This window comes from Amycolatopsis melonis (assembly GCF_040064235.1).
GTDB lineage: Bacteria > Actinomycetota > Actinomycetes > Mycobacteriales > Pseudonocardiaceae > Amycolatopsis > Amycolatopsis melonis.
Genome location: NZ_JBDZYD010000005.1, coordinates 90,230 through 103,243, shown reverse-complemented (window position 1 = coordinate 103,243; position 13,014 = coordinate 90,230). Strand labels below are relative to the sequence as shown.

Here is a 13,014-nt window from a genome sequence, read left to right as displayed (position 1 = left end):
CTGCCACCGACGTGAACCTTCTTCGTGTCCGGGGCGTGTTCGTTCCGACGTTCCGGAACGGTCCGGGAACCCGGACGGCCGTCCGCGCGTCCCTTCCCATGGCGGCACCTTGGGGGGCCGGAGCGCGGTGATCCGGGTATGGGAATCTCGGTTCCGGCGTGCGGGCGGCCGTGGGAGCATGGCTGACCCGATCGGGGAGATTCTGGGAGGAACTGGGCGTGCGGGTGAATCGCAAGGCGGGGCCGGTACTGGCACTCGCGGCCGTCCTGCTCGCCGCCTGCTCGAACACCCCGCCGCCGCCGGTCGTCTCGTCGTCGGTCGCGCCCGTGTCCACCACCGGGAAGACGCCGTCGCAGATCGTCGTCGGGGTCGACGACGTGCTCGGCGGGTACAACCCGCACAACCTCGCCGACTCCTCCCAGGTGACCTCCGCGCTGTCGCAGCTGCTGCTGCCCTCGGTGTTCCGCCAGAAGGACGACGGCAGCACCCAGCTCGACAAGAACCTGATGAAGTCCGCGCAGGTGATCTCGCAGCAGCCGTTCGTGGTCGCCTACGAGATCCGGCCCGACGCCTCCTGGTCCGACGGCGCGCCCATCGCCGCCGAGGACTTCGACTACCTGCGCACCCAGCTGCGCGACCAGCCCGGCGTCGTCGGGCCCGCCGGCTACCGGCAGATCACCGACCTGCAGTCCCGCGAGGGCGGCAAGCGCGTCGAGGTCACCTTCGCCAAGCCGTACCCCGGCTGGCAGACGCTGTTCTCCGACCTGCTGCCCGCGCACCTGCTCAAGGACGCGCCCGACGGCTGGCGCGGCGCGCTCGCGGCGAACTTCCCGGCGGTGGCAGGCCCGTTCTCGATCAAGAGCATCGACACCGCCCGCGGCGAGGTCATCCTCGAGCGCAACGAGCGCTACTGGGAGAAGCCGGCGGCCATCGACCGGATCGTGCTGCGCCGCGCGGACCAGAACACGCTGCTGCCCGCGCTGCAGAGCGGCAACGACCAGTTCGCGCTCGCCCGCACCACCGGCGACGAGCTCAAGCGGCTCGGTGACCTCGGCCCGGCCGTGAAGCTGCACACCGTGGCCCGCCCGGTGGTGGCCAGCGTGCTGCTGCGCCCGGTCAGCGCCACCCTGCAGGACGCCCAGGTCCGCGCCGGCATCGCCGCGCTGATCGACCGCCCCAAGCTTGTCACCGAAGGCGCTGACGGCGGCCCGTCGTCGACACTGCGCGCCGACGCCCAGGTGAAGGCGCCGTCCGAAGCCGGGTACGCGCCGACCATCCCGCCCGGCCCACCCACCGCACCCGACGTCGCCAAGGCCGAAGAGTCGCTGAAGGCCGCCGGGTACGTCAAGACCGCGGGCACCTGGCGCAAGAACGGCAAGGCCCTCTCCCTGGTGGTCGCCTCGCCGGGCACCCAGGAGCCGTACGCGACGATCGCGAAGGAGCTGACCGCCGAGCTGGTGGCGCAGGGCATCGAGGTCAACGCGATCACGCCGCAGCCGCGCGACCTCTTCGGCGGCCTGCTCGCCATGCCGGTCGTGGGCGGGGTCCAGCAGCCGACCGGCGACTCGGCGGGCAACGTCGGGATCGACATCGCCGTCGTGCCGCAGGCGGTCGGCGGCGACACCGCGTCCGTGCTCGCGTCGACCTTCGGCTGCCGTCCGGAGCAGACCGCCGCCGGGGCCGACCGGACCAAGCCCGTCGTCCCGGGCAACCCGGCCGGATTCTGCGACCCGGCGCTGCAGCCCTCGATCGACGCGGCGCTGTCCGGATCGACGCAGATATCCGAAGCGCTCACCACTCTTGAGCCTGAACTTTGGCGCCGGAACGTGGTGATTCCGCTGTTCCAGTTGGCTGACACCCTGGCGATCGGATCGGGCATCTCGGGCGTCACGCCCGGTCCTCCGATGGTGGGCCCGTTCGGGTCGGCGGTGAACTGGACTCGCGGCCCGAAGTAATCGTTCGGCTACGCATTCAGTACTACCGGGTGATCTTGACCGACGCCTTCGAGTGGAAGCCTGTGATTCCGTGAGGTAACCGTCGTATTTCTGGATGTCGGCTGGATGTCACCCTTTGGTCACGATCGACCCTGAACTGGTGACTGTCGGTGCTTTTCCTTTCTAGCGTGCTCCCGCAGTGCGCCAGTTGAGTGTCGCTTGGCGTGTCGTAGGCTCCGGCCCATCCAACCGGAGCGGTGTGGGCCCTTGTCCCGATATTCAAGGGCTCAGTGCTAGGAGGGCACACTTCATGAGGAGATCCAAAGCAGTCTCCGCTTTGTCGCTCGTCGCCGGCGCTTCGCTGTTGCTGAGCGCCTGCAGTGGCGGTGATTCGGGTTCGGGGAACACCGACCAGAACGGATCGTCGACCGACGTCAAGGCGATGGCTGTCGGCAAGGCCGAAACCGGTGACCTGTTCAAGCTCGCGGACACCCCGGGGTACGAAGGCACGGTCACGATCGGTATTGACGACGGGTACTCGGGGTACAACAACCAGACCCCGGACACCAACAGCTCGTACAACAACTACGTCCTGACCGCGGTGCTCTCCGGCACGTTGAAGCTCGACGGCAACAACAAGGTCCTGCTGAACAACGACATCTTCGACTCGTGGGACGTCACGCAGAAGGACCCGCAGCAGGTCACCTACAAGATCAAGCCGAACATCAAGTGGTCGGACGGCCAGCCGTACGACTGCAAGGACCTGTACCTGGCGTGGCTGTCGCAGAGCGGCCTGGCCAAGGGCCCGGACGGCAAGAACCCGTTCAACTCGGCTTCGACCACCGGGTACTCGCTCATCAAGACGGCGACCTGCAAGGACAACCTGACCTTCGTCACCGACTACAGCGAGCCCTACCTGGACTACAAGGGCCTGTTCAACGCGCCGGCGATCATGCCCGCGCACGTTCTCGAGGCCAAGACCGGCATCGCGGACATCACGAAGCTGGCCCCGACCGGCGACCCGGCGCAGATCAAGAAGGCCGGTGACTTCTGGTCGAACGAGTGGAAGGGCTTCAAGGCGGACATCATGCCCGCTTCCGGCCCGTACAAGATCACCGCGTTCGACGCCAACCAGAAGGCCGTCACCCTCGAGAAGAACCCGCAGTGGCCGGGTGGCAAGGGTGGCCCGTCGAAGATCGTCATCAAGGCCATGGAAGACACCAAGGCCATGGCGACCGCGCTGCAGAACGGTGAGATCGACGTCGCGGCGTCGACCCAGCCGGACGCCACCGCGGCCCAGACGATGAAGGGCCTCGCGGCGCAGGGCGTGACCTACGGTTCGGCCTCGCAGCTGACCTACGAGCACCTCGACCTGAACTTCAAGCGCATGTTCGCCGACAAGGACCTCCGCAAGGCGTTCTTCGAGTCGATCAACCGCAAGGAGATCACGGACAAGCTGCTCAAGGAGGTCCAGGCGGACGCGGAGCCGCTGAACAGCGTGGTGTTCTTCCAGGGTGAGCCCGGTTACACCGACCTGTACAGCAGCAAGGCGGGCCTGGGCGCCGAGGCGGCGGCCAAGACCCTGACCGACGCCGGCTGGGCCAAGGGTCCCGACGGCATCTTCGCCAAGAACGGCCAGCGTGCGTCGTTCAAGATCACGCACAACCAGAACGCGCGCCGCAGCCAGACCGTCGAGATCATCATCTCGCAGGCGAAGGCGGCGGGCATCGAGGTCAAGGACGAGACCGACGCCAACTTCCTCAAGGGTGGCCGCGTCTCGACCGGTGACTACGACGTCGCGCTGTTCGGCTGGTCCTCGCAGCCGTTCAAGGCGGAGTCCAAGTCGATCTACGTCTGCCCGGACAAGGGTGGCGAGCAGAACTACCAGTCGCTGTGCGACCCGAAGATCGACGACGCCTACAACGCCGCGGTGAAGGCGACCGACGAGCAGGTCAAGGTCCAGAAGTACCAGGAGGCCGACAAGGCCATCGCCGACGACTACGCGACCCTGCCGCTGTTCCAGACGCCGTCCATGTGGGCGTTCAAGGGCATCGACCGCGTCTACATGCAGTCGTACGACGGTGTCCTGTGGAACGTCGGCGAGTGGGAGCAGAAGAAGTAGGGCTCGTCCCGCCTCTTCCTTCCCCTCGCTCCAGATGACCTGGGGGATACCGGGGCCCGGCCACGAGCCGGGCCCCTGTATCCACCGGAAGTAGCTGTTGACCGTAGGGTTACCGCCACTACGGTAGACAACCGGGTAGCGGTCCAGCGCACTTCTGACCAGGCCCGGATGAGGAGCAGTTCGTTGAACCTGGTGATCTACATCCTTCGCCGTCTGGCGATATCGATTCCCGTCCTGCTGGTCGGGACTTTCTTGTGTTTCGTCATGGTCGCCGCCACCGGTGACCCGCTGGGCGAGCTGCGCCAGAACCCGCAGATCAGCAAGGAAGCGCTGGCCGCGACGGCCGCGAAACTCGGTCTCGACCAGGGCATCGTGCCCCGTTACTTCGACTGGCTCGGGCACTTCCTGACCGGCGACTGGGGCATCTCCATCGCGCAGGGCAACGCCCTCGCGCCGGTCGCACCCAAGGTGATGGCCGCCTTCGGCGTCACCCTGAAGCTGGTCGTCGGCGCGGAGATCCTCGCGCTGATCATCGGCATCATCGTCGGTGTCCTGGCTGCCGTGAAGCAGTACTCGATCATCGACTACCTCGCGACCACCCTCGCGTTCCTGCTGTTCTCGATGCCGATCTTCTGCGTCGCGATCGTGCTGAAGAACTACGCGATCGAGATCAACGGCTGGGTCCGCGACCTGGGCCTGCAGGACGTCCTCGGCAACCCGTGGCTGCGCACGACCAGCCCGGAGCAGCTGAAGACCGACGGCGTCGGCGACTTCATCACCAGCACGATCGGCGCGTACCTGCTGCCGACCCTGTCGATCATGGCGATCAGCTTCGCCGCGTACAGCCGCTTCCAGCGTGCCTCGATGCTCGAGGTGATGGGCTCGGACTACGTGCGCACCGCCCGCGCCAAGGGTCTCGCGAACGGCCGGGTCATCTTCCGGCACGCGTTCCGCAACGCCCTGATCCCGGTGTCGACGCTGTTCTCGGTGAACTTCGGGTCGGTCCTCGCCGGCGCGATCATCACCGAAACCGTCTTCAACTGGCACGGTATGGGCACACTGCTGGTGGAAGCCGTCACGAAGAACGACACTCAGGTGATGATGGGTTGGCTCGTGGTGATCGCCACCAGTGTCATCGTCGCCAACCTGATCGCCGACCTGATGTACGGCATCCTGGACCCGAGGATTCGCGTTGGCTGACTTGAACTCTCTTCTCGCGAGCGAGACCGCCGCGGCCGAAGGCACCCTGCCGCCGGAGGCGCTTCCGGAACCGCGCAGCCAGGGCAAGCTGGTCCTGCGGAAGTTCCTGCACCACAAGCTGGCGATGGCGTCGTCGGCGGTGCTGCTGCTGATCGTGCTGATCAGCATCGTGATGCCGATCTTCTGGAAGCACAGCTACCAGGACAGCTCGTTCCCGTCGTTCGCCAAGCCCAGCGCGGACTTCCCGCTCGGCACGACGCAGGTCGGCAAGGACATGGTGTCGCAGGTGCTGCGCGGCACCCAGTACTCGCTGCTGATCGCGCTCACGGTGTCGATCCTGGCCACCGTGATCGGCGTGGTGTTCGGCGCGGTCGCCGGCTACCTGCGCGGGTTCTCCGACTCGGCGATCTCGCGGGTGACGGACCTGTTCCTGATCATCCCGCAGATCGCCGCGGCGGCCATCCTCGCCAAGGTGTTCGGCGGCGGTTCGTGGTACATCGTCGCGCTGGTGCTGGCGGCGTTCGGCTGGATGCAGATCGCCCGGATCACGCGGGCGGAGGCGATGTCGCTGTCCCAGCGCGAGTTCGTCGACGCCGCCCGTGCGTCGGGCGCCGGAACGTTCCGGATCATCTTCAAGCACCTGGTGCCGAACATGGTCGGCAGCATCACGGTCAACGCGACCCTCGCGGTCGCGCAGGCCGTGCTGGCGGAAGCCGCGCTGTCGTTCATCGGCCTCGGTGTCCAGCTGCCCGACACGTCGCTGGGCCGCGTCATCCTGGAGAACTACGCCCAGCTGCAGACGCGGCCGGCGCTGTTCTTCGGGCCGTTCATCGTGCTCGTGCTGATTTCACTGACGATCAACTTCATCGGTGACGGTCTTCGCGACGCCTTCGACCCGCGCCAGCGGAGAATGAAGGCCTGAACGCACGCCGCGGGGGTGACCGGGATCCGGTCACCCCCGCGTCCGTTTCGCCGTGGGGATTCACCGGACTTGGGGGTTTCGGATGAACCTGGTGCTGTACGTGCTCCGCAGGCTGGCCATCTCCGTCCCGGTCCTGCTGGTCGGCACGTTCCTCTGCTTCGTGATGGTGGCCAACACCGGCGACCCGCTCGGCGAGCTGCGCAGCAAGCCGGGCATCAGCGCGGCGGCCATCGCCGACACCGAGCACAAGCTCGGCCTCGACCAGAGCGTCGTCGCCCGCTACTTCAGCTGGCTCGGCCACTTCCTGACCGGTGACTGGGGCATCTCGATCGCCCAGGGCAACGCGTTCACCCCGGTCCAGCCGAAGGTGATGGCCGCGTTCCGGGTGACGCTGGAGCTGGTGCTCGCGGCGTCGGTGCTGGCGCTGGTCTTCGGCGTGCTGGTGGGGGTGCTGGCCGCGGTCAAGCAGTACTCGATCTGGGACTACCTGGCGACGACGCTGGCGTTCCTGATGTTCTCGATGCCGATCTTCTGCGTCGCGATCGTGCTCAAGGGCTACGCGATCCGCGCCAACATCTGGGTCCGCGACCTGGGCCTGGCCGACGTCCTCGGCGACCCGTGGCTGCGCACGACGAGCCCGGAGAGCCTCTCGGCGACCGGAGTGGGCGACGCGCTCGCGAAGTACGTCGGCGCGTTCCTGCTGCCGACGCTGTCGATCATGGCCATCACGTTCGCCGCGTACAGCCGGTTCCAGCGCGCGTCGATGCTGGAGGTCCTGGGCGCGGACTACGTCCGCACGGCGCGCGCCAAGGGCGTCACGAACACGCGCGTGATCTGGCGCCACGCGTTCCGCAACGCGCTGATCCCGGTGATGACGCTCTTTTCGGTCAACTTCGGCGCCACGGTGACGGGCGCGATCATCACCGAGACGGTGTTCAACTGGCACGGCATGGGCACACTGCTGGTGGAGGCGGTCAACAAGAACGACCCCCAGGTCCTGATGGGCTGGCTGGTGGTGATCGCGGCGAGCGTGGTGATCGCGAACCTGGTCGCGGACCTCCTGTACGGCATCCTGGACCCCCGCATCCGCGTCGGCTGACGGCGCCCGCCCGCCCCAAGCGCCCCAAGGTGGCCTTCGGTGCGTTGAGCGCACCCAAGGTGGCCTTCGGTGCGCTCAACGCACCCATGGCGAACGGCCAATTGCTGACCTACCGCCCCGACGGGCAGAGCGCAGGCCCGGCGCGGGCGGGGAGTGGCTCACCTCAGCGTCTTGAATGACTCATTCAGGACCTCCGAAGACCTGAATGAGTCATTCAAGACGCCGCCCCGCCCTCCAACGCACCTCGGGCCACGGTTCCCCGCGAGACGTAGGTCAGCAAAAGGTGGTTCGCCAACGCCACATTGGGGCGCTCTGGGCCCGTGAGAAACGCCAAAGGGCCCGCACCCTCCCGGGATGCGGGCCCTTCTGCGTTCGTCCGTCAGTCGGCCACCGGGGCCAGCTTGCCGGCCTCCCAGGCCGCGCGGCGCTGGGCCTGCAGCACCGGGTCCGCCACCGGGGCCGCCGACAGCAGGCGCTTCGTGTATTCCTGCTGCGGCGAGTGCAGCACCTGGTCGCGGGTGCCGACCTCGACCAGCTTGCCGTGCTGCATCACCGCGACGCGGTCGGCCAGCAGGTCGACCACCGCCAGGTCGTGGCTGATGAACAGGCACGCGAACTGCAGCGACTGCTGCAGGTCGAGGAACAGGTCCAGCACGCGGGCCTGCACGGACACGTCCAGCGCCGACGTCGGCTCGTCCGCGATGAGCAGTGCCGGGTCCAGTGCCAGCGCGCGGGCGATCGCGACACGCTGGCGCTGGCCGCCCGACAGCTCGTGCGGGTAGCGGTTCATGTAGTGCCCGCCCAGCTCGACCTTGTCCAGCAGCGAGCGCACCCGTGCCGACAGCTCCTTGCCCGCCAGCACCTTGTGCAGCACCATCGGCTCGGCGATCGACTCGCCGATCGTCATCTTCGGGTCCAGAGTGGACGCGGGGTCCTGGAACACGATCGAGAAGTACCGGCGAAGCGGGCGAAGCTCCTTCGCCGACATCTTCGTGATGTCCTTGCCCGCGATGGACACCGTGCCCGCGGTGGGGTCGAGCAGGCGGATCGCGCAGCGGCCGACCGTCGACTTGCCCGAACCCGACTCGCCCACCAGCCCGACGATCTCGCCCTTGGCGATGGTCAGCGAGACGTCGTCGACCGCGCGGTTCTTGGCCTGGCCGCGGCGGCCCGGGTACTCCAGCACCAGGTTCTTGATCTCCAGGGCCGGGGCGGCCTCCTCGATCACGGCCTCGAGCTCTTCGTCGGCCAGCCGGATCTCCTCGGCGATCTTGGCCGCCTCGGTGCTGTCGGCGTCGATGCCCGTGTCGTCGAGCAGGCGGCGGCCCTCGGGACGCTGGCCGAGCACCGGCACCGCGGCCAGCAGCCGCCGGGTGTAGTCCTCCTTCGGCGACGCGAACAGCTCGCGCACCGGCGCCTCTTCGACGATCTCGCCCTGGTACATCACGATGACGCGGTCGGCCATGTCGGCGACGACGCCCATGTCGTGGGTGATCAGCACGATCGCGGTGTCGAGTGTGTCCCGCAGCTTGCGCAGCAGGCCGAGGATCTCCGCCTGCACGGTGACGTCGAGCGCGGTGGTCGGCTCGTCGGCGATGATGACCTGCGGGTCGCACGAGATGGCCATGGCGATGACGACGCGCTGGCGCAGCCCGCCCGACAGCTGGTGCGGGTACTGCTTGAACCGCAGCTCGGGGTTCGGGATGCCGACCATGTCGAGCAGCTCGACCGCGCGCTTGTCGGCGGCGTCCTTGGAGATGTCGAGGTGCGAACGCAGGGCCTCGCGCAGCTGCCAGCCGACCGTGTAGACCGGGTTCAGCGCCGTCATCGGCTCCTGGAAGATCATCGCGACCTGGTTGCCGCGGATCTTCTGCATGTCCTTCTCTTTGAGATCCGCCAGGTTGCGCTCGCCGAGGCGCAGCTCGCCGGCGATCTTGCTGGTCTTGGGCAGCAGGCCCAGCACCGACATCGACGTGACGGACTTGCCGGACCCGGACTCCCCGACCACGGCGACGATCTCGCCGGGCTGCACGTCGAACCCGATGCCCTTGACGGCGTTCACGACGCCGTCCTCGGTCTGGAACGACACGCTCAGGTCGGAAATGGACAGGACCGATCCTGACACGCCGGCGACGTCCGCCGAAGTTGCTTCAGTGCTCACCAGATGCCCTTCGTGGGGGTACAGACGGTCGCGACGCGGCGGTCACGACTCGCGCGAGGATAACCGAGGGTGTCCCCGACGAAGGTCGGAGCACGGGAATTACGCTCAACCCGTGATCTCCCCGGTATCGCGCAGGTTGCTGTTCGTCCACGCCCATCCCGACGACGAAAGCATCACGACCGGCGCCACGATCGCACGATACGCCGCCGAAGGCGCCGAGGTGACCGTGGTGACCTGCACGCTGGGGGAGGAGGGCGAGATCATGGCGGGCCTCCCCGAGCTGGCCGGGCTCGGCGCCTGGGCCGCCGACCAGCTGGGCGGGTACCGCGTCGCCGAGCTGAAGGCCGCGTGTGCCGCGCTGGGGGTGTCACGGCATCGTTATCTGGGCGGGATCGGCCGGTGGCGCGATTCGGGCATGGCGGGCACGCCGTCGGCGTCACACCCGCGGGCGTTCACCGGCGGGTCGGCCGAGGAGCAGGCCGCGCAGCTGGCGGAGATCCTCGACGAGGTCCGCCCGCAGGTCGTCGTCACCTACGACGCGTTCGGCGGCTACGGCCACCCCGACCACATCCGCGCCCACGAGATCACCATGGCGGCCGCGCCGCGGGCGGAGTCGGTCCAGCGGGTCTTCCACACGGTGGCGTCGCGCAACGCAGTGCGCGCAGCGTTGCACGCATTGCGTGCATCACCGTCGGTGTTCGCCGTCCCGCAGGACGACGAGCTGCCCACGACGCCGGACGAAGAAATCACGACGGTGCTCGACGTCGCCCAGTACGTCCCGGCGAAGATGGCGGCACTGCGTGCGCACGCGACCCAGCTCGCCGTGGTCGAGGGTGACGTGCCCCATTTCGCCCTGACGAACGAGATCGCGCAGCCGATCCTCGCCGAGGACTGCTTCGTGCTCGCCCACGGGCCTGCCGAGGGCGCGGGCGACGACCTGTTCGGCGGGCTGTGACCGTGGCGGACCGGCTCACCCTGGAACAGGGGCTGCTGCTCGCGCTGCTCGTCCTGGACACGGTGCTGCTGGCGCTGCTGGAGCTGTTCTTCCTGCCGCTGCGGATCGGGGTGGTGCCGCTGCCGGTGACCGTCCTGGTCGGCGCGGTGACGACGCCGTGGCTGGTGTCGTCGGCCGCGAAGCTGGTGCGGCCCGGTCTTTCGTGGGTACCCCTGGTGGTGTGGGTGCTCGTCGTGTTCGGGGTCGGCATGCTGGGCCCGGGCGGTGACCTGGTGCTGATCCAGGACTGGCGGGCGCTGCTGCTGCTCGGCGCGAGCGCGCTGCCGGGCGCCATGGTGCTCGGCGGCGGGCTGGGCCGGGCGGCGGGAAGGGGACCGGGACGTGGCTGAGGCGATCTCCGACAAGCAGGTCGTGGCGGTGCTGCGGCCGTTCGTGCGGGCGTGCGGCCCGATGCTCGACGCGCTGCGGGAGGCCGACCCGTTCGGGTTGCAGGCCCGCGCGGCCGACGACCTGGCCGAGGTCGAGTCCGGGCTGAAGGCGAAGCTGATCCACGGGCTGACGTCGGTGAAGGTCCCCGGCACGGCGGCGTGGGCCCGGATGACCGGCTACGACCGGTCGAGCTGGTGGATGAACCGCGTCGGCCGCTTCACGGCGCTGCTGACGTCGATCCCGGGCCTGGGCGGCGCGCTGGCCGACCGGCTCCCGGTCCAGGACGCGCTGGGCGCGGCGTCGCAGGGACTGCTGCTGTGCGCGATCGCGGGCGAGTACGGCGTGACGGACGTCGGCATGCGCGTGCGGCTCATCGCGTGGGTGCTCTTCGAGCGCGACATCGACCCGGACCTCGCCGCGGGCAAGCACGCGGAGCACGACGAAGCCGCGGAGGCCGACGAAGCGGCGAAGCTGACCGAAGAGCTGACGGCGTCGGAGAAGAAACACGGCAAGGCGACGGTGAAGGCCGCAGCGGGCACGCTGTGGCGCCTCGGCCGGGCCCTGCTGGGCATCACCGAGGAGCTGGAGAAGCGCCCGCGCGGCAACCTCCTGCACCGGGCGCTGGGCCTGCTCCCGGTCGTCGGCGCGGCGGGCGACTACCTCGGTGAGCGGTCCGGCCTGAAGGTCGTCTGGAAGCGCGCGCACACCTGGCTCACCGAGCACCGCACCTGACCCGGCCTCGGCTTGGGGTCAGGACCAGAAGCGGAACACGCTGTAGCCGATCTGCGCGCCGTCGACGTACCCGCCGAAGGCGTTGAAGATCGTGTACGAGCCTTCCCAGAGCGCGGTGTTCGCCGGGCGGAAGAACCACAGGACCGCGAACAGGATGATCGGCGCCCACGGGCGGACCTGTGCCCCGATCTCGCGGGCGCGCGGCGGCAGGTACGGCTCGATCGCGCCCCAGCCGTCGAGGCCCGGGATCGGGAGGATGTTGAGGACGAACGTCACGATCTGCAGCAGCGCCAGGTAGGACATCGCGATCACCAGGCCGCCCGCCATCGGGACCACCGCGACCACCAGCGCGAGCGCCGCGCCGACCGCCAGGTTGCTCAGCGGACCGGCCAGCGAGACCCACGACGACGTCCCGCGGGAGCGCAGCGCGCCGCGGTTGATCCAGACCGCGCCGCCCGGGAGCGGGATGCCGCCGATGATCAGGAACACCAGCGGCAGGATGATCGACAGGACGGGGTCGGTGTACTTCCGGACGTCCAACGTGAGGTAACCCTTGTGGGCGACGCTGTAGTCGCCGCCGCGGTAGGCCACCATCGCGTGCCCGAACTCGTGCAGCGACAACGACGCCACCCAGCCGGCGGCGACGAAGATCACGACGCCGGCGATCAGGAGTGGATCGCGATCGCGGAGCAGGACGCTGCCGATGTCGCCGAAAGCGGCCATGACGCCGCCGGCGACGGTGAGCGCGAGGATGCCGAGGAAGACCGGGCTGGGACGCACTGCTGACTTCTGCACGGCTCCAGTCTTCCGTATGCCCGGTGTGAAGTTACCGGCGTGTCCCCTTGCGCGATCGGGCGCAGACGTCCCCCGAACTCGCTACTCCGCTTGACCTGACCGCACTACACGGGTGTAATCACAGTGATGTCATTCGCCGCCGAGAGGGGACGGCGAGTGTCGTTTCACCACCGCCAGCCTGGGGAGTGCTAGGGAGCGAGGAGGCGGACGTGCGGTTGGAAGCCGATGGAAAGGAATGGGGGCACGTCATGGGTTGGGGCGAGATCCCGGAGCAGGCTCTGGGCGATCTCACCGAGCTCATCGATGCCACCGACGAAGAGCAGGATTGGCAGGAACGCGCCCTGTGCGCGCAGACGGACCCGGAGGCGTTCTTCCCCGAGAAGGGCGGTTCCACCCGTGAAGCCAAGCGGATCTGCCTGGGCTGCGAGGTCAAGGACGAGTGCCTTGAGTACGCGCTGGCCCACGACGAGCGCTTCGGCATCTGGGGCGGTCTGTCCGAGCGGGAGCGCCGGAAGCTGAAGAAACGAGCCGTGTAGGGGAGCGAGCGGAGCGGCACACGCCCGTCCACGCTGTGGAACTCCCCTGTGCTCCGAAGGAATCACCGGTGATGCTTGCGTCACCGGTGATTTCTCTTTGGGCGTCCTCGGCGTGGGTTCACCTCCGGG

At 68.4% G+C, this 13,014-nt stretch carries 11 protein-coding genes; 9 read left to right on the top strand and 2 right to left on the bottom strand.

From position 1 onward, the window contains the following. The first annotated feature begins 218 nt into the window (after window positions 1-218). The 5 genes from ABJI51_RS14410 to ABJI51_RS14390 all read left to right on the top strand — a co-directional run bounded on the left by ABJI51_RS14410 (window position 219) and on the right by ABJI51_RS14390 (window position 7,277). Window positions 219-1,955, top strand: coding sequence for an ABC transporter family substrate-binding protein (locus tag ABJI51_RS14410; RefSeq protein ID WP_348951018.1), 1,737 nt, complete (start codon window positions 219-221; stop codon window positions 1,953-1,955). A 289-nt stretch (window positions 1,956-2,244) separates the two neighbouring features. Then, complete coding sequence (locus ABJI51_RS14405) at window positions 2,245-4,056, top strand: ABC transporter family substrate-binding protein (protein ID WP_348951016.1); 1,812 nt, start codon at window positions 2,245-2,247, stop codon at window positions 4,054-4,056. Window positions 4,057-4,239: 183 nt separating this feature from the next. Beyond that, window positions 4,240-5,256 carry an ABC transporter permease gene (locus tag ABJI51_RS14400; protein ID WP_348951014.1) on the top strand — a complete coding sequence of 339 codons (1,017 nt, stop codon included), beginning with the start codon at window positions 4,240-4,242 and terminating at the stop codon, window positions 5,254-5,256. Further along, the gene (locus ABJI51_RS14395; protein ID WP_348951012.1) at window positions 5,249-6,178 is read left to right on the top strand and encodes an ABC transporter permease; all 930 of its coding nucleotides are present in this window, start codon (window positions 5,249-5,251) and stop codon (window positions 6,176-6,178) included. The genes ABJI51_RS14400 and ABJI51_RS14395 overlap by 8 nt, the downstream gene beginning before the upstream one ends. 82 nt (window positions 6,179-6,260) lie before the next feature. Then, on the top strand, window positions 6,261-7,277 hold the full coding sequence (locus ABJI51_RS14390; protein ID WP_348951010.1) for an ABC transporter permease: 1,017 nt from the start codon (window positions 6,261-6,263) through the stop codon (window positions 7,275-7,277). Window positions 7,278-7,656: 379 nt separating this feature from the next. Here the strand turns inward: ABJI51_RS14390 and ABJI51_RS14385 are convergent, their stop codons facing one another. Continuing rightward, a complete protein-coding gene (locus ABJI51_RS14385) occupies window positions 7,657-9,438 on the bottom strand; it encodes an ABC transporter ATP-binding protein (RefSeq protein WP_348951008.1) in 1,782 nt (593 codons plus the stop codon). 112 nt (window positions 9,439-9,550) lie between these two features. Here ABJI51_RS14385 and mshB point away from each other — a divergent pair, with 112 nt between their 5' ends. The 3 genes from mshB to ABJI51_RS14370 are packed head-to-tail and all read left to right on the top strand — an operon-like array spanning window position 9,551 to window position 11,554. After that, complete coding sequence (mshB, locus tag ABJI51_RS14380; protein ID WP_348951006.1) at window positions 9,551-10,393, top strand: N-acetyl-1-D-myo-inositol-2-amino-2-deoxy-alpha-D-glucopyranoside deacetylase; 843 nt, start codon at window positions 9,551-9,553, stop codon at window positions 10,391-10,393. Beyond that, window positions 10,390-10,782, top strand: a complete 393-nt coding sequence (locus ABJI51_RS14375; RefSeq protein ID WP_348951004.1) for a hypothetical protein — start codon at window positions 10,390-10,392, stop codon at window positions 10,780-10,782. The genes mshB and ABJI51_RS14375 overlap by 4 nt, the downstream gene beginning before the upstream one ends. After that, the gene (locus ABJI51_RS14370; RefSeq protein WP_348951002.1) at window positions 10,775-11,554 is read left to right on the top strand and encodes a hypothetical protein; all 780 of its coding nucleotides are present in this window, start codon (window positions 10,775-10,777) and stop codon (window positions 11,552-11,554) included. Before ABJI51_RS14375 ends, ABJI51_RS14370 begins: the two co-directional genes overlap by 8 nt. 18 nt (window positions 11,555-11,572) lie before the next feature. On the opposite strand, the gene ABJI51_RS14365 is transcribed toward ABJI51_RS14370, so the two are convergent. Beyond that, on the bottom strand, window positions 11,573-12,334 hold the full coding sequence (locus ABJI51_RS14365) for a site-2 protease family protein (protein ID WP_348951858.1): 762 nt from the start codon (window positions 12,332-12,334) through the stop codon (window positions 11,573-11,575). Window positions 12,335-12,597: 263 nt separating this feature from the next. Here ABJI51_RS14365 and ABJI51_RS14360 point away from each other — a divergent pair, with 263 nt between their 5' ends. Continuing rightward, window positions 12,598-12,885, top strand: a complete 288-nt coding sequence (locus tag ABJI51_RS14360) for a WhiB family transcriptional regulator (RefSeq protein ID WP_348951857.1) — start codon at window positions 12,598-12,600, stop codon at window positions 12,883-12,885. Window positions 12,886-13,014: the final 129 nt, after the last annotated feature.

Bases quoted from the DNA above. Each gene is read 5' to 3' on its own strand.
- ABJI51_RS14405 (WP_348951016.1), top strand. From the start codon at position 2,245: ATGAGGAGATCCAAAGCAGTCTCCGCTTTGTCGCTCGTCGCCGGCGCT.
- ABJI51_RS14390 (WP_348951010.1), top strand. From the start codon at position 6,261: ATGAACCTGGTGCTGTACGTGCTCCGCAGGCTGGCCATCTCCGTCCCG.
- ABJI51_RS14360 (WP_348951857.1), top strand. From the start codon at position 12,598: ATGGGTTGGGGCGAGATCCCGGAGCAGGCTCTGGGCGATCTCACCGAG.